This is a genomic window from Acinetobacter sp. 742879 (assembly GCF_000588535.1).
Taxonomy (GTDB): domain Bacteria; phylum Pseudomonadota; class Gammaproteobacteria; order Pseudomonadales; family Moraxellaceae; genus Acinetobacter; species Acinetobacter pittii.
Map to the genome: position 1 here is coordinate 398,903 of NZ_JFYC01000001.1, position 17,826 is coordinate 416,728.

General features: G+C 37.1%; 17 protein-coding genes. 8 read left to right on the plus strand and 9 right to left on the minus strand.

From position 1 onward, the window contains the following. Positions 1-21: 21 nt before the first annotated feature. The 4 genes from J690_RS06710 to J690_RS06725 all read left to right on the plus strand — a co-directional run bounded on the left by J690_RS06710 (position 22) and on the right by J690_RS06725 (position 6,133). Positions 22-378 carry a hypothetical protein gene (locus J690_RS06710; protein ID WP_005076223.1) on the plus strand — a complete coding sequence of 119 codons (357 nt, stop codon included), beginning with the start codon at positions 22-24 and terminating at the stop codon, positions 376-378. A gap of 134 nt (positions 379-512) precedes the next feature. Continuing rightward, positions 513-3,974, plus strand: a complete 3,462-nt coding sequence (gene mfd, locus J690_RS06715) for a transcription-repair coupling factor (protein ID WP_032034920.1) — start codon at positions 513-515, stop codon at positions 3,972-3,974. A gap of 201 nt (positions 3,975-4,175) precedes the next feature. Beyond that, positions 4,176-4,610 (plus strand): HIT domain-containing protein, encoded by a 435-nt coding sequence (locus tag J690_RS06720; protein WP_002117900.1) that lies wholly within the window; start codon positions 4,176-4,178, stop codon positions 4,608-4,610. A 56-nt stretch (positions 4,611-4,666) separates the two neighbouring features. Next, positions 4,667-6,133, plus strand: coding sequence for an adenylate/guanylate cyclase domain-containing protein (locus tag J690_RS06725; protein WP_005076219.1), 1,467 nt, complete (start codon positions 4,667-4,669; stop codon positions 6,131-6,133). Positions 6,134-6,187: 54 nt separating this feature from the next. On the opposite strand, the gene fdx is transcribed toward J690_RS06725, so the two are convergent. The 8 genes from fdx to J690_RS06765 all read right to left on the minus strand — a co-directional run bounded on the left by fdx (position 6,188) and on the right by J690_RS06765 (position 12,303). Continuing rightward, positions 6,188-6,526 carry an ISC system 2Fe-2S type ferredoxin gene (fdx, locus tag J690_RS06730; RefSeq protein WP_002117947.1) on the minus strand — a complete coding sequence of 113 codons (339 nt, stop codon included), beginning with the start codon at positions 6,524-6,526 and terminating at the stop codon, positions 6,188-6,190. Positions 6,527-6,543: 17 nt separating this feature from the next. Further along, on the minus strand, positions 6,544-8,403 hold the full coding sequence (gene hscA / locus J690_RS06735; RefSeq protein ID WP_032034922.1) for a Fe-S protein assembly chaperone HscA: 1,860 nt from the start codon (positions 8,401-8,403) through the stop codon (positions 6,544-6,546). A 37-nt stretch (positions 8,404-8,440) separates the two neighbouring features. After that, positions 8,441-8,959, minus strand: a complete 519-nt coding sequence (gene hscB / locus J690_RS06740; protein ID WP_002117921.1) for a Fe-S protein assembly co-chaperone HscB — start codon at positions 8,957-8,959, stop codon at positions 8,441-8,443. Between the two features lie 90 nt (positions 8,960-9,049). Then, a complete protein-coding gene (gene iscA / locus J690_RS06745) occupies positions 9,050-9,370 on the minus strand; it encodes an iron-sulfur cluster assembly protein IscA (protein ID WP_002117986.1) in 321 nt (106 codons plus the stop codon). A 30-nt stretch (positions 9,371-9,400) separates the two neighbouring features. Next, positions 9,401-9,787: a Fe-S cluster assembly scaffold IscU gene (gene iscU / locus J690_RS06750; protein ID WP_002117907.1), complete on the minus strand. Its 387-nt coding sequence runs from the start codon at positions 9,785-9,787 to the stop codon at positions 9,401-9,403. A 66-nt stretch (positions 9,788-9,853) separates the two neighbouring features. Then, positions 9,854-11,071 (minus strand): IscS subfamily cysteine desulfurase, encoded by a 1,218-nt coding sequence (locus J690_RS06755; RefSeq protein ID WP_032034924.1) that lies wholly within the window; start codon positions 11,069-11,071, stop codon positions 9,854-9,856. A gap of 1 nt (position 11,072) precedes the next feature. Continuing rightward, entirely contained in the window at positions 11,073-11,546 is a 474-nt protein-coding gene (locus tag J690_RS06760) for an Rrf2 family transcriptional regulator (protein ID WP_002117915.1), read from the minus strand. 109 nt (positions 11,547-11,655) lie between these two features. After that, entirely contained in the window at positions 11,656-12,303 is a 648-nt protein-coding gene (locus J690_RS06765; RefSeq protein ID WP_005076210.1) for a hypothetical protein, read from the minus strand. Positions 12,304-12,511: 208 nt separating this feature from the next. Here J690_RS06765 and J690_RS06770 point away from each other — a divergent pair, with 208 nt between their 5' ends. The 3 genes from J690_RS06770 to J690_RS06780 all read left to right on the plus strand — a co-directional run bounded on the left by J690_RS06770 (position 12,512) and on the right by J690_RS06780 (position 15,406). After that, the gene (locus J690_RS06770; RefSeq protein ID WP_005069443.1) at positions 12,512-12,967 is read left to right on the plus strand and encodes a phasin family protein; all 456 of its coding nucleotides are present in this window, start codon (positions 12,512-12,514) and stop codon (positions 12,965-12,967) included. Between the two features lie 169 nt (positions 12,968-13,136). Then, entirely contained in the window at positions 13,137-13,409 is a 273-nt protein-coding gene (locus J690_RS06775; RefSeq protein ID WP_001043034.1) for an HU family DNA-binding protein, read from the plus strand. 131 nt (positions 13,410-13,540) lie between these two features. Then, positions 13,541-15,406, plus strand: a complete 1,866-nt coding sequence (locus J690_RS06780) for a SurA N-terminal domain-containing protein (protein ID WP_032034927.1) — start codon at positions 13,541-13,543, stop codon at positions 15,404-15,406. Positions 15,407-15,454: 48 nt separating this feature from the next. On the opposite strand, the gene J690_RS06785 is transcribed toward J690_RS06780, so the two are convergent. Continuing rightward, entirely contained in the window at positions 15,455-16,399 is a 945-nt protein-coding gene (locus tag J690_RS06785; protein ID WP_016803370.1) for an AraC family transcriptional regulator, read from the minus strand. Between the two features lie 189 nt (positions 16,400-16,588). On the opposite strand from J690_RS06785, the gene J690_RS06790 reads away from it, so the two are divergent. Further along, positions 16,589-17,800, plus strand: a complete 1,212-nt coding sequence (locus tag J690_RS06790) for an alkane 1-monooxygenase (protein WP_032034929.1) — start codon at positions 16,589-16,591, stop codon at positions 17,798-17,800. Positions 17,801-17,826: the final 26 nt, after the last annotated feature.

Consider the following 17,826-nt stretch of genomic DNA (forward strand, 5'->3'; position numbering starts at 1 on the left):
AAATAAATATGATGTGATGAAATGTTTAAAAAGATAACGCAGCTTTTTCAAGGCTCAAAAGAAACGCCAGAACAACTTTACTTGCAAGAGAATCAATTAAAATTTGATTCTGAACGTGGGCCTATCATTAATGATGTAGTGATTAATCAGAAGTGGTCAGAGCATCTTGAATATTTCTCAAACCGTAAATTACAGAATTTTGATAATCTTCAAAAGTTATTTCAAATTACGCCACAAATTAATGAAAAGATTGATTTAGAAATCGCAACACAGCGCTATGTTGCAAGATTGGAAAATAATCAAGAAAAGCTACTTCAACTCAAAGCGATTATACAAATTTTAAATCAATATTACGTTTTGTTTTTGCGTGATAAATAATCATAGTTGATTGATTAAAAAATATAAAAAGTAGGGCCAACTAGTAGTTTGATTTTCAAAAAAATAACTCATTTCACTAAAAACATCATGCTACTATTGAGCTCATATCTTCTTAGCTGATAAAAGCCATATACATGTTTCAACAAGAAATCTCTCAATTGAATTTACAACAGCTCAAAGCCGGTGAAAAGCGTTGGGTAGGGTCGTTATTAGGTTCGTCTGCTGCATTATTATTCAAAGAAATTGCCGTTCAGCATTCATCTTTGCTCGTTGTAGTAGCTCGAAATAACCAACATGTTGCTCAGTTAGAAAGTGAACTTGAATTTTATGGCATAAAACCGACAATTTTCCCTGATTGGGAGATTTTGCCGTATGACCGCTTGTCACCTCATCAAGATATTGTTTCAGAGCGACTCGCGATTTTATCCAATATGCCGCAAAAAGGTGTATTGCTCATTTCAGCAAGCACTTTAGCTCAAAGAGTTGCACCATATTCTTGGGTTTTAGGGGAGCATTTTGATATACGTGTGGGGCAAAAATTTGATTTAGAACAACAAAAGCTACGTTTAGTACAAGCTGGGTATCATTTAGTAGATACGGTTTATGACCATGGTGAGTTTGCTGTACGTGGTAGCATTATGGATATTTTTGCATCTGGTCAGGATGCACCTATCCGTATTGACCTTTTTGATGATGAAATTGATACTTTAAAATTCTTTGATCCAGAAACGCAAAGAACCACAACTACTTTAAAAAGTTTTACCGTCTTACCAGCAAAAGAGTTCCCATTAAAAGAAGCTCGTTCAATTTTTAGAGACCGTTATTCTGAACTTTTTCCGACTGCAAATCCTAAGAAAAACCCAATTTATCAAGATGTTCTTGATGGAATTGCATCTCCAGGAATTGAGTTTTATTTACCGTTATTTTTTGATAAAACTTACATGCAATCTCAAAGTACACTTACAACGTACTTTCCAAAGAATTGCATTGTAATTACAAATAATGATGTGGATAGTGATTTAACCAGTTTTTGGAAAGAAGTTTTCCGTCGCTATGAAGATAGACGTCATAACGCAGACCAGCCAATTCTCCCACCTGATGAGTTATTTATTGCACCAAATAACTTACTAAGTGCTTTAAATCAGTTCCCACGTATGCTTGTGAGTGCTGAAGCAGTTGAAGAAAAAGTTGGGGCTCTAAATCTTAAGGTTGAGCAACCACCTAAGTTGCCAGTTGATCCGAAAAAAGACAAACCATTTGCCGTAGTTAAAAAATATATTGATGAAGCAAATCATCCTGTTTTATTGGTTGCAGAAAGCGCTGGTCGACGAGAAAGTTTAAGAGATGGTTTGCGTGCCAGTCTGGGAGATATTCCTAGTGTAGATAGTTTTGAGCAATTTCAGAAAAGTCAGTTTGCGATTGCGATTACGAATGCGCCATTAGACCGTGGTTTGCTTTTAACTGATGAATTGTCTGTTATTTCAGAAAATCAGTTATATGAGCATCGGGTAGTCCAACGTCGTCGTAAACGTCAGCAAGAAGTTTCAGAAGAATTCCTAATTCGTAGTTTGACCGAATTAAGCATAGGTGCTCCTGTTGTTCATATTGACCATGGTGTAGGGCGTTACGCTGGATTAATTACTTTGGCAATTGAAGGGCAAGACTATGAGTTCTTGCAACTAGACTATGCTGAAGAGGCAAAAGTTTACGTGCCTGTGACTAACTTACATCTCATTAGCCGCTATAGTGGCGGAGATCCAGATTTAGCACCATTACACAAAATTGGAACTGACGCGTGGAGTAAGGCTAAACGTAAAGCTTTAGAACAAATTCATGATGTTGCAGCAGAGTTGCTACATATACAGGCACGTCGTCAGTCAAAACCTGGTTTTGGCTTTGAAGTCGATCAGTCGCTTTATATGCAATTTGCGAGCGGATTTGCGTATGAAGAAACACTTGATCAAGCCAATGCTATTGAAGCGACACTTTATGATATGCAACAAGCTAAACCGATGGACCGACTTGTTTGTGGGGACGTTGGTTTTGGTAAAACAGAAGTTGCAATGCGAGCAGCATTTGTTGCGGTGCAAAATGGCAAACAGGTTGCTGTTTTAGTACCGACGACATTGCTTGCTCAACAACATTATGAGTCTTTTAAAGACCGCTTTGCCGACTGGCCTGTTCGTATTGAAGTATTATCACGCTTTGGTTCAAATAAAATGCATACGAAAAATATTGAAGACCTTGCTGAAGGCAAAGTCGATATTGTGGTGGGCACCCATAAACTTTTACAAGAAAATGTGCAGTTTAAAGATCTCGGGCTAATGGTGGTCGACGAAGAGCACCGTTTTGGGGTGCGTGATAAAGAGCGTATTAAAGCATTACGTGCAGATGTAGATATGTTAACGCTTACAGCTACACCAATTCCTCGTACACTTAATATGGCTTTTTCGGGAATGCGTGATTTATCCATCATTGCTACACCGCCAGCCCGTCGTTTAGCTGTTAAAACCTTTGTACAAGAACATACCGAAGCGTCTATTAAAGAAGCGATCTTGCGTGAGTTACTACGTGGTGGCCAAGTATATTTCTTACACAATGAAGTTGATACGATTGAGAGAGCAGCTGAAAATATTCGCGTGCTTGTTCCTGAAGCTCGTGTAGCAGTAGCTCATGGGCAAATGAGAGAAAGAGAACTTGAGCAAGTCATGCAGCAGTTCTATCACAAAGAATACAATGTATTGGTATGTTCAACCATTATTGAAACTGGAATTGATGTTCCAAATGCCAATACTATTTTGATAGAAAGGGCTGACAAACTTGGTTTAGCTCAACTACACCAATTACGTGGCCGTGTAGGACGTTCACACCACCAAGCCTATGCCTATTTATTGGTTCCTTCGATAAAGCATTTAAAAGGTGATGCTGAAAAACGTCTAGATGCAATTCAACGTGCTTCAACTCTTGGTGCTGGTTTTATGCTGGCTACAGAAGATTTAGAAATTCGAGGCGCAGGTGAGCTTTTAGGTGAGCAGCAAAGTGGCTCAATGCAGGCAATTGGATATAGCCTATATATGGAAATGCTGGAAAAAGCTACTAAAGCGATTCAGCAAGGTAAAACACCGAATTTTGATGCGCCTTTATCATTAACTGCAGAAATTAATTTACACATTCCTGCACTAATTCCAGATGAGTATCTAGGTGACGTGCATCAGCGTTTATTATTCTATAAGCGTATTAGTAATACAGATACCCAAGAAAAGCTCGACAATATCCGTATGGAGCTTATTGACCGTTTTGGAGTTCCACCGCAATCAGTTAAACACTTATTTAGTGTTCACCAAATTCGACTGAAAGCTGAACAGCTAGGGATTACTAAGATCGATATTAATACGCAAGGTGGCAATATTGAATTCTCGCCTGATACACCTGTTCAGGCCATTAGTATTATTCAACTCATGCAAAAGCATCCAACCTATTATCGTATGGAAGGTGGTCAACGTTTAAAGGTTATGGTTCAGCTTGAAGAACAGGAAAAGCGGATCCAATTTATTAATGATTTGTTAGCGAAATTATTGAATGAATTACATGCTTAAATAGTGTTTTAAATTGATTTTCATTCCATATAAATTATTTGTATGTTGATAACAGAGTTTTATGCACGATTTCTCGGTCTGTTGGGGTAATAAGTGCATAAAATCATTGTTATTTGTAATCAAACCAGACACTAGCAATACTCACATCAAAACTGATGTGATAGTATTAGCCATTATTGTTTATTGTCATTTATAAAAGATATGTTTAGTTTGCATCCACAACTTGCTCAAGATACTTTTTTTGTAGGCGATTTCCCGCTTTCAACATGTCGTTTAATGAATGATATGCAATTCCCTTGGCTGATTTTAATCCCTCGTGTGCCGGGAATCACAGAATTATATGAGTTGAGCCAAGCTGACCAAGAACAGTTTTTACGTGAATCAAGTTGGTTATCTAGCCAGCTATCTCGTGTATTCCGCGCTGATAAAATGAATGTTGCCGCTTTGGGAAATATGGTGCCTCAATTGCATTTCCATCATGTGGTACGTTATCAGAATGATGTTGCATGGCCTAAACCAGTATGGGGTACACCTGCGGTTCCTTATACAAATGATGTGCTGGCTCATATGCGTCAAACTCTTATGCTTGCGTTACGTGGTCAAGGTGATATGCCATTTGATTGGCGCATGGACTAAATCAATGCAATGCCACATTTATATGAATGTGGCTACATTGAGGTGTGGAGGATAGGGTGCAATTAGAGAGGTTTATTGATAGAGAGCCTAAGCAGTTTGCATATTTTCATCGCTTGATGGGATATTCAATTCTGTCATTAATTTTAGTGATTTATGCTTTTACCTCACCTAATACAAATTATCAGATCTATGTTCCACCTTTTTTCCTGTTCTTACTTTTTATTAGTTCGAAGTTAGAACACTGGCTTCAGTACCAATTCGATAAAAAAACTCAAAAAAGTGTTTTCTTTGCGATCGATGCAATTGTTGTAGCCGTTACCTTAGCAGGTCTGCATCTTAATTTGGTGCCTACATTTATTGCACTTTTTGCATTATTTTATTCAGCAATTAATAGTCGTATTTCTTTCGCAGTCATTTGTTTGACTAGCTTGTTAGGCGCGATTATTTTTTATTTAAGTACTTTCTTTTTATTTGGTTTTTATACATATTTTGAGCCTACTAGCCAAGAGTTGACTGTAATTACACTTCTTGGCTTGGTTATGTTTATTACTATCGGAAACTACTACCAGCATCGTTGGGTTAAAAAAATCAGTCAGCAGCGTCAACATTACTATGATCAAATGACCCGCTATATTGCTTTTGCTAATCAGTTAAGCCGTTATGCGCCATTACAGTTATGGCAGTCTATTATGCGCGGTGAAGCTGAAGCAAAGATTGAATATAAGCGTAAAAAAATGACGGTGTTTTTTTCTGATATTCAGGGTTTTACAGAGTTATCAGAAACTTTAATTCCAGATGATTTAGCATTCTTGCTTAATGATTATTTAAGTCATATGACGGAAATCGCTAAACAGTATGAGGCTACTGTCGATAAATTTATGGGGGATGCCATCCTCATATTTTTTGGTGATCCGAATTCACAAGGTGTGGAGCAAGATGCTAAAGCATGTGTAGAAATGGCAATCGCTATGCGTCAGCAAATGAAACTGCTGCGCGAGCGCTGGAAAAAAATGGGTTACTCAGCATTGCATATCCGAATGGGTATTAGTACAGGTTACTGCCACGTAGGAAATTATGGGGCAACCCATCGTATGGCTTATACGATTGTAGGTCGTGATGTGAATTTAGCGGCTCGTCTGCAATATGCTGCTGAAATAGATGAAATCTTAATTTCAGACGATACTTATCAATTAATTAAAAGTGATTTTCTGTGCGCACCTAAAACACCGATTTATCTAAAAGGTATTCAAGGTGCCGTAAAGACATGGCAAGTGATGGAGAAATATACAGGGAATAAGTCAGATCATCAGCAATGGTTTGATTATGAGTATAAAGGCTTTCACTTGGTACTTAATTTAGAAGAAGTACAAAACTATGAATATCCTGAATTAGTAGAAGTGCTTGAGAAAATGATTCAACGAATTAAAGTTCAACAAACTTTAGTGAATACTCAAGGTATAGCGCAGTTAAGACTTGAAGATGAAGTTAAACCTTTAGAAATAGACCAACAAAATCAAGTTTAGAGTTTATAAAATATAAAAAAAGCTGCTTTAAAAGCAGCTTTTTTATTAACATGATTAATGATTTTCTGAAGCATGGTTAATTGTATATTTAGGAATCTCAATTTCTAAATCTTCATCTACAACTTTTACTTGGCATGAAAGGCGAGAATCCGGTTCAAGACCCCAAGCGCGATCTAAAAGATCTGCTTCAACATCATCCATTTCTTCTAGGCTATCAAAACCTTTACGAACTACTACGTGACATGTTGTACAAGCGCATGACATGTCACATGCATGTTCGATTTTAATTCCTCGATCAAGCAAACTTTGGCAAAGATTTGCATTCTGTTCAACTTCAAATTCTGCACCTTCAGGACAAAATTGAGCGTGAGGAAGTACTTTAATGCGGGGCATATTGATCACCTATACCTTTAGTTTGAATTTGACCAATCTTCAAGTTTTGTACCTTTTAAGGCGTGGTCAATATGTCGATTCATACGTAGTGCAGCAAAAGCATCACTATGTACTTTAAGTTGTTCTACAGCTTTTTCAATTGCTTGAATATCATTGCCTTCAAGTTGTACTTTAAGCGAGTTTTCAGCGGCTTTAAGTGCTTCGAGCTGTTCATTATTGAGTAAATCAGCATCCACTTTCAAAGCTTGTTCTAATGCTTCAAGCTCGCGTTGGGCCTCAACTTTGGTTTCTTTTAAATGACGCAGATTTTTGTCTTCTTCTGCATGTTGGAAACCTTCAATTAACAAGCGTTCAGTGTCAGACTCTGATAAACCATAAGATGGTTTAATATCAATTTGAGCTTGTACACCTGAAGTTGTTTCACGAGCTGAAACAGTAAGCAAGCCGTCTGCATCTACCTGAAAGGTAACTTCAATACGTGCTTGACCAGCAGTCATTGGGGGAATGCCATGAAGAACGAATCTTCCTAACGATCGACAGTGTTCGACTAAATCTCTTTCACCTTGAACTACATGAATAAGCATGGCAGTTTGGCCATCTTGATAAGTAGTAAACTCTTGGCGGCGAGCAACTGGAATAGCTGTATTACGAGAAATAAGACGCTCTACTAATCCACCCATAGTTTCTAAGCCAAGAGAAAGAGGAGTAACATCTAAAAGTAGTGAGCCGTCTTGGCTGTTTCCAATTAATTGATTGGCTGTAATAGAAGCACCAATCGCTACTACTTCATCAGGATTAATTGTGCAAAGTGGTTCTTGGTTAAATACATTGCGAACTGCTTGCTGAACAGCATACGAACGGGTAGAACCACCTACTAAAACAACATTTTGAATATCTGATAATTCAAGTTTTGCATCACGTAAAACGCGTTTGCAAACACTAATTGTTTTGTCTAAAGCAACTTGAATAATGCTCTCAAAGGTTGAACGATCAAGTGTTAGTACATTTTCAAGTAGTTTTAACTGAACGGATTCTTGTGTAGAGAGTTGTTCTTTTGCTTGGCGAGCAGCAACAATAAATACTGCATAGTTTTCATCACTTAGCGTATCAATATTTAATTGTTTTTTAGCCCACTTAACAATGAGACGATCTAAATCATCACCGCCTAAAGCAGTATGACCACCTGTAGCTAATACTTCAAAGACACCTTGTGAAAAACGTAGGATTGATACGTCGAAAGTACCACCACCTAGGTCATAAATCACATAGTTATGATCTGTAGCTAAATTCGTTTCTTGATCTAAACCATAAGCCACAGCAGCAGCAGTTGGTTCATTTAATAGGCGTAATACATTCAAACCAGCCAGCTGTGCAGCATCGCGTGTTGCTTGACGTTGTGCTTCATCAAAATAAGCTGGAACAGTAATTACGGCTCCATTTACTGGGTTTTGTAAGCTAGATTCAGCACGCACTTTTAGTTGTTTTAAAATTTCAGCTGAAATTTCAACAGGCGTTTTACGACCAGAACGTGTTTCGAAAGCTGGCATCTCATTTTCAGAACCCACTAATTCATATGGGTGTTGAAATTTGATATCTGCTTTTGAGCGTCCCATGAAACGCTTTACAGAAACAATTGTATTTTTTGGATCAGCAATAATGAAAGGTTTTGCTTCTTCACCATAATGAGTGACATCATTTCCATAATGCACAATAGAAGGAAGAAGTCGTCTTTCTTTTTCGTCGTTAAGGACTTTTGGTTTGCCTGATAACACTGTCGCAACTAAAGAATGTGTTGTTCCTAGGTCGATACCAATCGCAATGCGGTGTTCATGTGGGGCACTGGATTGACCCGGTTCAGCAATTTGCAAAAGTGCCATGAGTTAAATCCTTTGAATATAAATTGGAAAAAGCAAATTAAAAATCATCGTCTAAATCAAAGTTGTCTTCATCATCCAACAGTTGATCTTCTGCTTTTTCAATATCGTTAAGAACGCGCTGAAAGAAACGTAATTTACGTACAGTATCTCGAGCTTCGCCCCAATCTTCATCTGAGTAGTCAATTTTAAATTCACGAACTAAGCCATCAATCCACTGAAAAACTTCTTGCTTAAGAGTACTTAAATGCTCTTGTGAAGTTGCTTCATCAAGTTGCTCACGAAGTTCTAGAGCTGATTGTAGGAACTCAAAATCACTGATGGATTGATCGAGGTGATGATCTTGCTTTTTTAACGCTAATAGATAAGCAGCGCGGCTATCTACTTGCGAAAGTACTTTAAAAGCTTGATTGATTTCACTTGATTTGATCAATGCCTGATCTTTATCTTCTGCTTTATCTGGGTGATATTGCTGTTGCAAACTTAAGAAACTAGATTTTAAGCTCGCCAAATCGATATCGAGTTCTACGGGTAAATTGAACAACTCAAAATGATTCATTAGAAAGGAGGTCCACGTTAATTAAATACATTAAAACAGTGCTATAAAAAGTCACTGTTTTAATGAAAAGGATGGAAGGAGAAGAGGGAGTTATACAGTGAAAGACTCACCGCAACCACATTCACCTTTTTTATTGGGATTGTTAAATTCGAACCCTTCGTTAAGGCCATTCTTTACGTAGTCCATTTCTAAGCCTTCTAAATAGACAAGACTTTTTGGATCTACAAAAACCTTAACGCCAAATTGTTCGAAAACTTGGTCATGTTCATCGACAGAATCAACAAATTCGAGAACATAAGCCAACCCAGAACAACCAGAAGTTTTCACACCCACGCGAATGCCTTCACCCTTACCTCGATTTTTAAGGTAATTGCTAATATGAGTCGCAGCATTTTCAGTTAAATGAATCATGAAAACTCCAACGTTTACAATGGTAACAAATTAAGCTTTAGATTTTTTACTGCGGTAATCATCAATCGCAGCTTTAATTGCATCTTCAGCTAGTACAGAGCAGTGAACTTTTACTGGAGGAAGAGCAAGCTCGGTTGCGATATCAATATTTTTGATCGCTTGAGCTTCATCAAGAGTCTTACCTTTTAACCATTCAGTTACAAGTGAGCTTGATGCAATTGCAGAACCACAACCATAAGTTTTGAAGCGTGCTTCTTCAATCACACCACTATCATTTACCTGAATTTGTAAACGCATCACGTCGCCACATGCAGGTGCACCCACCATGCCTGTACCAACATTTTCAGAGTTTTTATCTAAAACACCAACATTACGTGGGTTTTCGTAATGATCAATTACCTTTTCGCTATAAGCCATTTCGCTTCTCCAAACCTCGGGGTCAGCCTAATATTAATATGAGGGTTAAAACACTAATTTCAATAATTAGTGTTCTGCCCATTCAACTGTAGAAAGATCGATACCTTCTTTGTACATATCCCAAAGCGGAGAAAGTTCACGTAATTTCTCAACAGCGGCTTTGGTAATTGTAAGCACGTGGTCAATGTCTTCTTCAGTTGTGTATTTACCAAAACTAAAGCGGATTGAGCTGTGTGCTAGCTCATCAGATAAACCTAATGCGCGAAGAACATATGAAGGCTCTAAAGTTGCAGAAGTACAAGCAGAACCACTTGATACAGCAGCATCTTTAAGCGACATCATTAAAGATTCACCTTCAACAAAGTTGAAGCTAACGTTTAAATAGTTTGCAACGTTTTGAGTTGGGTGACCATTTAAGAACACTTGTTCAAGGTCTTGTAAACCGTTCCAAAGTTTGTCACGAAGTTTACGGAGACGCTCTTGTTCTGCATGCATTGTTTTGCCTGCAATTTCAAAAGCTTCACCCATACCAACGATTTGGTGAGTAGCCAAAGTGCCAGAACGCATACCACGCTCATGACCACCACCATGAATTTGTGCTTTTAGACGAACACGCGGGCTACGACGTACATATAATGCGCCGATACCTTTTGGACCATAAATTTTATGAGCAGAGAAACTCATAAGGTCAATTTTCATCGTAGATAAGTCGATATCAACTTTACCAGCTGCTTGCGCTGCATCTACGTGGAAAAATGTTTTGTTGGCACGTGTTAATTCACCAATCGCCGCTACATCTGTAACTGTACCGATTTCATTGTTTACCATCATAAGAGAAACAAGAATAGTATCTGGGCGAAGGGCAGCCTTAACCATTTGAGGAGTGATTAAACCTGTTTGTGGTTCTGGCTCTAAATAAGTAATTTCAAAACCTTGTTCTTCTAATTCACGACAAGGATCTAGAACAGCTTTGTGTTCAATTTTACTTGTAATGATATGTTTGCCTTTAGATGCATAGAATTGAGCTACACCTTTAAGGGCAAGGTTATCTGATTCAGTTGCACCAGAAGTCCAAACAATTTCACGTGGATCAGCTTTAATTAAATTTGCTACTTGCTCACGTGCATATTCAACTTTTTCTTCTGCCTGCCAGCCATAAGCGTGCGAACGAGACGCAGCATTACCAAAGGTACCGTCGAAAGTTAAACACTCCATCATACGTTCTGCAACTTGCGGATCTACTGGAGTGGTTGCTGCGTAATCAAGATAAATTGGACGTTTCATATCAAATACCTGTACCCGATAAAAGAGCTGAATCTGTGCCAGTCACATTTTGGCGTAATGCAACAGTTTGAACGTTGTCTCGGCTAATGAGGTCGGCAAGAGAGATTTTTGCTAAATAGTCGGCAATATGATGAGAGAGTTCTTGCCATAAATCATGAGTGAGACACATTGCACCATTTTGGCAGTTACCTTTATGGTCACAACGTGTTGCATCAACCGTTTCATTTACAGCTTCAATAATTTCTAACACAGTAATTTCATCAGCATTTCGAGCCAAATGGTAACCACCATTTGCACCACGAACACTAGAAACTAACCCATGACGCTTAAGTTTTGCGAATAACTGTTCTAAATAAGCAACTGAAATGGATTGGCGTGCGGCAATTTCGGCGAGCGTGATCGTTTGTTCAGTTGGCTGCAAAGCTAAATCAAGTAGAGCAGTCACTGCGTAGCGACCGCGAGTTGTAAGGCGCATGATTCGATACACATGTTAAGACTAGATAATAGGATTTTATGAATCCCGACTAAAATAGTCAAGTTTTTTTATTTTTAATTCAAGTGTAGGAACAAAATAGAAAAATAAATTAGGCAACCCACAAATTATATATGAAATAAACAATAAATATTAGGCTAATTATACCAAAGGAGAAGTTAATATTTCGTTGACGTCGTTGTAAGCGAGTAATTCGATTTTGATACTGTTTAATTTCCACGTGAAGGGAGTTGATCTCTGATCTTTGTTGATCAATTTTCTCAAGTAATGGAGCGATCCGTTTACGTGAAGCAAGGGTTTCAGCTTCATCATCTGAAGTGTTAAACCACTGTTTCCAGTCAACTAGCAATTTTGGAAGAGTTAAATGAGAAATTAAATCTAGAAGTTCCTTTTTCGTTTCCTCATCACCATCAATACGCATATTTTTAAGACTGCGTTGGTTAGAAAAACCAAAAATTTTAATTAAATCGATAAGCGTACTATTAATCTCAAGATCAATACGTCTATCAAAAGAATGAATATCGAATAACAAACCTTTTTCTGTAAATTGAACATAGAAGTCAAAGAAAGGTAAATAGCTATTAATACGAATCGTTGTTTTGTTCAAAATAAACTTTTTCGCTTGCAAGCGAAGGGCACCATCGTGGGTGAGAATAAATGAAAAAAAAGTTTCTAAAATAATTAGAACAATATTCAGCAACAGACGCGGATGTTTTTGTCTTTGTTGCGTTTCACTCATAAAAGTTTATCCTTAGAAATAGCAATTAACCGAAGAATGGGACATCCTATCCCAAACTTAACACAATGTCGTGTTAAATATATTTACATGACTTATTTGCTTTGTAGAACAGTTTTGTAAATGGATCAAGTCTTTACTTTGATATTATAGAAATATTTTGTGGTCAAATCAGTCATCATTTCTCTCATCTGATTAGGAGTTTAGATTAATGGATAATGCAAATACAGATACCCAGATAGAAGAGTCGGAAGAAAAAAATAAATTAAAATCAAAAAGTTCAAGAAAATCAGCTTTAGATTTTAGGAAGTATACTAAGCAAATTTGGCTAGCAGGACTTGGTGCTTTTTCACGTGCGGAAGAAGAGGGAAATAAGCTCTTTGATTCTTTGGTTAAAGTGGGTGAGGAGCTAGAATCAAAAACTGGAGACTTGGCAGACAATACTGTTGGCAAGGTCACAGAAAAAGCAAAAGAATCTGTATCTGAAACAAAAGACAGAGTAGAAAAGATTCTTGATACGAGTGTTAATCACTCTTTAAACCGTATTGGGTTGGTGACACCGAAGGATTTGCAACACATCGAACAGCTGCTCGTACAACTGCATATTAAGGTGGATGCTTTAATAGAAGAAAATCAACAGTTGAAAGCAAAATTGAATAAAAAGTAAAAAAATGTTGGGATTTAGCAAATATATAACAGTTTTTTAGCATTTATTTTTGCTAAAAGCCCTGCTCTAGTATTGCGTTTTCCCCTAAAGCATTGCTATAAAGGCGTCATGGCCTTTTAAACTATAGCCTTGGACCTTAAACAAACGATATTAAGAGGATGTTTTATTCATGAATAAATCAGAATTAATCGATGCAATTGCTGAAAAAGGGGGAGTATCTAAGACTGATGCAGGCAAGGCACTCGATGCGACAATTGCGTCAATTACTGAAGCACTTAAAAAAGGTGACACAGTAACTTTAGTTGGTTTTGGTACTTTCAGTGTTAAAGAACGTGCTGCACGCACTGGTCGTAACCCTAAAACTGGTGAAGAGCTTCAAATTAAAGCAACAAAAGTACCTAGCTTTAAAGCTGGTAAAGGTCTTAAAGATTCAGTAGCTTAATCTTTTAAGATGAATAAACGCGCCAATATAGGCGCGTTTTTTATTAAATATCTGAATTGACCAATATTGCTCATTCATTGATTGTGGTTTTTCAGTTAAAATTCTCCTCGAAATAAAATATTGGAATACTTATGGAATCGTTTCGTACAGTCATTAAGGGTTGGCTCGGCAAAGTCCTTCTAATTTTGTTTTTGACCCCTTTAGCACTTGTAGGTATTGAAGGATATTTTAATAGGGGAAACAAGGCTGATGTTGCTAAGACAGTAAATGGCCAAGAAATATCTAAAAAAGACCTTGAAACTTTAACTCAGTCTTACAAAGAACAATATTTAGCTGCTGTTAAAGGGGATGAAAGTTTACTTAATTTGCCTGTCATTCAGGCTAAGGCACTCGATATTTTGGTGTCACGTAATCTATTAATACAGCAAGCAGAAAAATTAGGTATCTCTTTGAGTGATGCTCAAATTGAGCAAATGTTAGCTCAGCAGCCTAGTTTGCAAGAGAATGGTCAATTCTCACAAAAACTCTATGAAAATTACTTACGTTCTATTGGCATGACGAGTCAGGGTTTAATAGCAAGCCTACGTCAAGATCATGCTTTGAAAATGTTAACGTCAACCTTTGCTGATTACTCTTTAGTAAGTAAAGTTGATCTAATGCAAATTGCGAATTTGCAAACTGAACAACGTACGTTACATTTAGCTAGTATTAAATTAGATGCTTACAAAACAGGTTTAACTGCATCTAATCAAGAAGCTACAGATTACTATAACAAGCATCAAAATGAATTTAAGCAACAGGCTTCGGTTGATGTTGATTATGTTGTCTTATCTCCATCAATGATGGCTAAACCAGCTCCTGCAACTGAAGCTGAACTTCAGCAAGCTTATGCAAAGTTTGTTGAAACTCAGAAAAAAGATGCTAAACGAACTGTAAAGCATATTTTAATTACTACTGATGCTCGTGATGATGCAACTGCACAAAAACTTGCAAAAGAAGTTTATGCAAAAATTCAGGGTGGTCTATCGTTTGCACAAGCTGCATCGCAGTTCTCTGAAGATCCTAGTTCAAAAGCAAAAGGTGGTTTAGTTGAAGCATATGCTCCAGGTGTTTTCTCGGATGCATTTGATAAAACTGTTTTAAGTTTGAAAAATGGACAAGTTTCGCAGCCAGTAAAAACACAATATGGTTATCATATTATTGAAGCAGAAACTCAAGCTAACCAAATCCCTTCATTTGAAGCTGAGAAAGCGCGTTTAACGGCTGAGGTTGAAAAGAATAAAGTTGCTACGGTTTATTCAGATGCTGTAAACAGTTTGAATGAAACAATTGTTGGTAATGATTCTTTAGAAGCTGTTGTACAAGAAGTAAAAGGTGCAAAAGTTGAATCATTGAATGGTGTAACTTTAGCAACTCAAAACCCATATTTAAGTGATCCAAGTGTCAAAATTAAGTTATTTAATGATGATGTGAAAAATGGTGACCGTAATGCATCATCTAATATTCAATTAGCAAATGGTGATACGGTATGGGTTAAAGTACGTGATTACCACGCAGCTGGTGTAAAACCATTAGCGCAAGCGATGAATGAAGCAAAAGCCAAAGTTATCGATGCAAAAGCGCGTAAAGCAGCCCAAGCAAAAATTGCTACCATGTTGACTGAGTTTAAAACTCAACCAGCAGAACAAGTAGTTGCTAAAAATAAAGTCGCATTTGAATCAGCAGGCGTATTTAGTCGTTCACAGGGTTTAAAGCGTGAAATTGAACGTGCAGCATTTAGTTTAGCTACCCCTAAACCGGGTATGTGGTCTGTTACAACAGCAAACTTACCAAATGAGCTGGTAGTCGTTGCAGTTTCAAATGTAAATTCATCAGCCGCTAATGCTATTCCTGCTGATCAATTACAACAGCTAAAACAACTTTATCGTCAATCTCGTGGCCAACAAATATTGGAAGATTACAGCCAATATTTAAAATCACATGCAAAAATTAAATAATAATTTGATCAAATAAAAAAAGCGCTTCGGCGCTTTTTTTATTTTCTATTAATCAAGATGATGTTCGATATATTGCTGTCGATATTGTTTAGGTGATAAATCAAAAATTCTTTTAAAGGCCTGACTAAAAGCAGTCTCGGATGAATAGCCGACTTTGTTTGATATTTGCTGAATTGAAAAATTACTTGTGCGTAAGTACTGACTTGCTAAACGAAAACGGTAATGTTGCAAATAAGTTAGAGGTGGTTCCCCAATAATACTATTAAATAGATTTGCGAATTTGGACCGTGACATACAGCATCGTTCTGCTAAAGATTCAACTGTCCAAGCGACTTCTGGTTGGCTATGAATAGCGGATAGGGCATTACTCAATTCAGGATGGGTTAACGCACTTAGCCAGTTTTGTTGATCAGTCATTTGTTGAACATGATCACGAATGCACTCAATGAGAAGAATACTGACTAAATGATCAATAATTTTGTCATGTCCCGGCCTGATTTTTTGAGTTTCAATTGCTAAAAAATAAAGCCCAATTTGTAGCCATTCTGGTGGGTTGGTTTGATTTTCGTGCTGAATATGCATGATAGAAGGCAATGCATTAATCAAAGGACCTGCCATATGAGTATCGATCTGACAGCGTAAACATAGTAATAATGTTTTATCTGGAGAAGAAGTACCAAACTCGATCGCGTCTTGTCTATGGCCATTAAAAAGTGAAGTAATATCTAGAGAATCTACTAATTTAGTTGCTGTTGATTTTGAGTCGGTGGCATTATGTGCTTTTCCAGAAGGAATTAAAATAATATCACCAGCTGTCGCAATTATTTTTTCTGACGCATTAAGTTGAATATATACTGAACCAGTTAAAACAATATAGGCAAGTAAAGCAGATTGATCTTGTGTTTTAAAAGCCCATTCTCCTTGTGCTTTTAAATAGATGTATTCAGACTTATTAAGGTGAATATCATCAAAAAATTTACTTAGTGCATCCATCTTTAAATGATCAATCATTATTTTAATAAAATTATAGTGAGCTATGAGAATAGATCAACATGTGTTTTTAGGACAAAAAAGTGGAAGAAAATGCCAAAGACTTTGAAATAGGTTTTTTGGACGGTTACTACTGTTAAGTAAGTACTATTTCTTTAACTATATAGATATATAGAAAAAGGAAATATGACTATGAATGCACCAGTAAATGTTCAGCAAGAACTTATGCCAGTGCCAGCGTCTATGCGTGAGATAGATCGTAAGCGCTATTTATGGATGATTAGTCCAGCTCTACCTGTAATTGGTTTAGGTATTTTAGCTGGTTACCATTTTGGTCCACGTCCATTAAAAAAAGTTTTCGCTTTAGGTGGTCCGCTTTTATTACATGTTGTGATCCCTGCAATTGATACTGTTATTGGGAAGGATGCACGTAATCCGACTGATGAAGAAATTAAGCTTTTAGAAAAAGATCCATATTACTCACGTCTTGTGAAAAGTTTTATTCCATTGCAATATGCTGCAAATGTTTATGCATGTTATTTAACAAGTCGTAAAACTACATCATTCATTGATAAAATTTTGCTCGGTGTTTCAATGGGGGCGATTAATGGTATTGCGATTAATACAGCCCATGAATTAAGTCATAAGCATGATCGTATTGATCATATTTTATCTCATCTTGCTTTGGTTCCTACAGGTTATAACCATTTCCGTATCGAACATCCTTATGGACACCATAAACGTGCAGCAACTCCTGAAGATCCGGCTTCTTCACGTATGGGCGAAACATTTTATGAGTTCTGGCCACGTACAGTTATGGGTTCTTTTAAGTCTGCAATTGAAATCGAGAAAAATCGTTTAAAACGTAAAGGAAAAGAGTTCTGGTCAGCAGATAATGAATTATTACAAGGCTGGGGAATGAGCGCTGCTTTCCATGCTTCTATGGTGGGAATTTTTGGTAAAAGCACAATTCCATATTTAGCGACACAAGCATTTTACGGCATTAGTCTTTTTGAAATTATTAACTATATTGAACATTATGGTTTACTACGTCAGAAAAAAGAAAATGGTCAATATGAGCGCACAATGCCAGAGCATAGCTGGAACAATAACAACGTAGTAACAAACTTATTTCTGTACCAGTTGCAGCGTCACTCAGATCATCATGCTTATCCGACTCGTCCATTCCAAGCATTACGTCATTTTGATGAGGCGCCAGAATTACCAAGTGGTTATGCAAGTATGTTATTACCTGCGTTAATTCCTTCGTTGTGGTTCAAAATAATGGATAAGCGAGTTTTTGATCACTATAAAGGTGATTTGAACAAAGCGAATATTTCACCAAAACGACGTGCAAAAATCTTCAAAAAATTTGGTGCAGTAGATAAATCATTAGAAGCATAAAAATTGAATAAATAATATATATTCCT

Coding starts and splice junctions, on each gene's coding strand:
- J690_RS06770 (WP_005069443.1), top strand. CDS start 12,512: ATGGATAATGCAAATACAGATACCCAGATAGAAGAGTCGGAAGAAAAA.
- J690_RS06760 (WP_002117915.1), bottom strand. CDS start 11,546: ATGCGCCTTACAACTCGCGGTCGCTACGCAGTGACTGCTCTACTTGAT.
- hscB (WP_002117921.1), bottom strand. CDS start 8,959: ATGAATCATTTTGAGTTGTTCAATTTACCCGTAGAACTCGATATCGAT.
- J690_RS06790 (WP_032034929.1), top strand. CDS start 16,589: ATGAATGCACCAGTAAATGTTCAGCAAGAACTTATGCCAGTGCCAGCG.
- J690_RS06780 (WP_032034927.1), top strand. CDS start 13,541: ATGGAATCGTTTCGTACAGTCATTAAGGGTTGGCTCGGCAAAGTCCTT.
- J690_RS06785 (WP_016803370.1), bottom strand. CDS start 16,399: ATGGATGCACTAAGTAAATTTTTTGATGATATTCACCTTAATAAGTCT.
- J690_RS06765 (WP_005076210.1), bottom strand. CDS start 12,303: ATGAGTGAAACGCAACAAAGACAAAAACATCCGCGTCTGTTGCTGAAT.
- J690_RS06710 (WP_005076223.1), top strand. CDS start 22: ATGTTTAAAAAGATAACGCAGCTTTTTCAAGGCTCAAAAGAAACGCCA.
- J690_RS06775 (WP_001043034.1), top strand. CDS start 13,137: ATGAATAAATCAGAATTAATCGATGCAATTGCTGAAAAAGGGGGAGTA.
- iscA (WP_002117986.1), bottom strand. CDS start 9,370: ATGATTCATTTAACTGAAAATGCTGCGACTCATATTAGCAATTACCTT.
- J690_RS06720 (WP_002117900.1), top strand. CDS start 4,176: ATGTTTAGTTTGCATCCACAACTTGCTCAAGATACTTTTTTTGTAGGC.
- hscA (WP_032034922.1), bottom strand. CDS start 8,403: ATGGCACTTTTGCAAATTGCTGAACCGGGTCAATCCAGTGCCCCACAT.
- J690_RS06755 (WP_032034924.1), bottom strand. CDS start 11,071: ATGAAACGTCCAATTTATCTTGATTACGCAGCAACCACTCCAGTAGAT.
- mfd (WP_032034920.1), top strand. CDS start 513: ATGTTTCAACAAGAAATCTCTCAATTGAATTTACAACAGCTCAAAGCC.
- fdx (WP_002117947.1), bottom strand. CDS start 6,526: ATGCCCCGCATTAAAGTACTTCCTCACGCTCAATTTTGTCCTGAAGGT.
- iscU (WP_002117907.1), bottom strand. CDS start 9,787: ATGGCTTATAGCGAAAAGGTAATTGATCATTACGAAAACCCACGTAAT.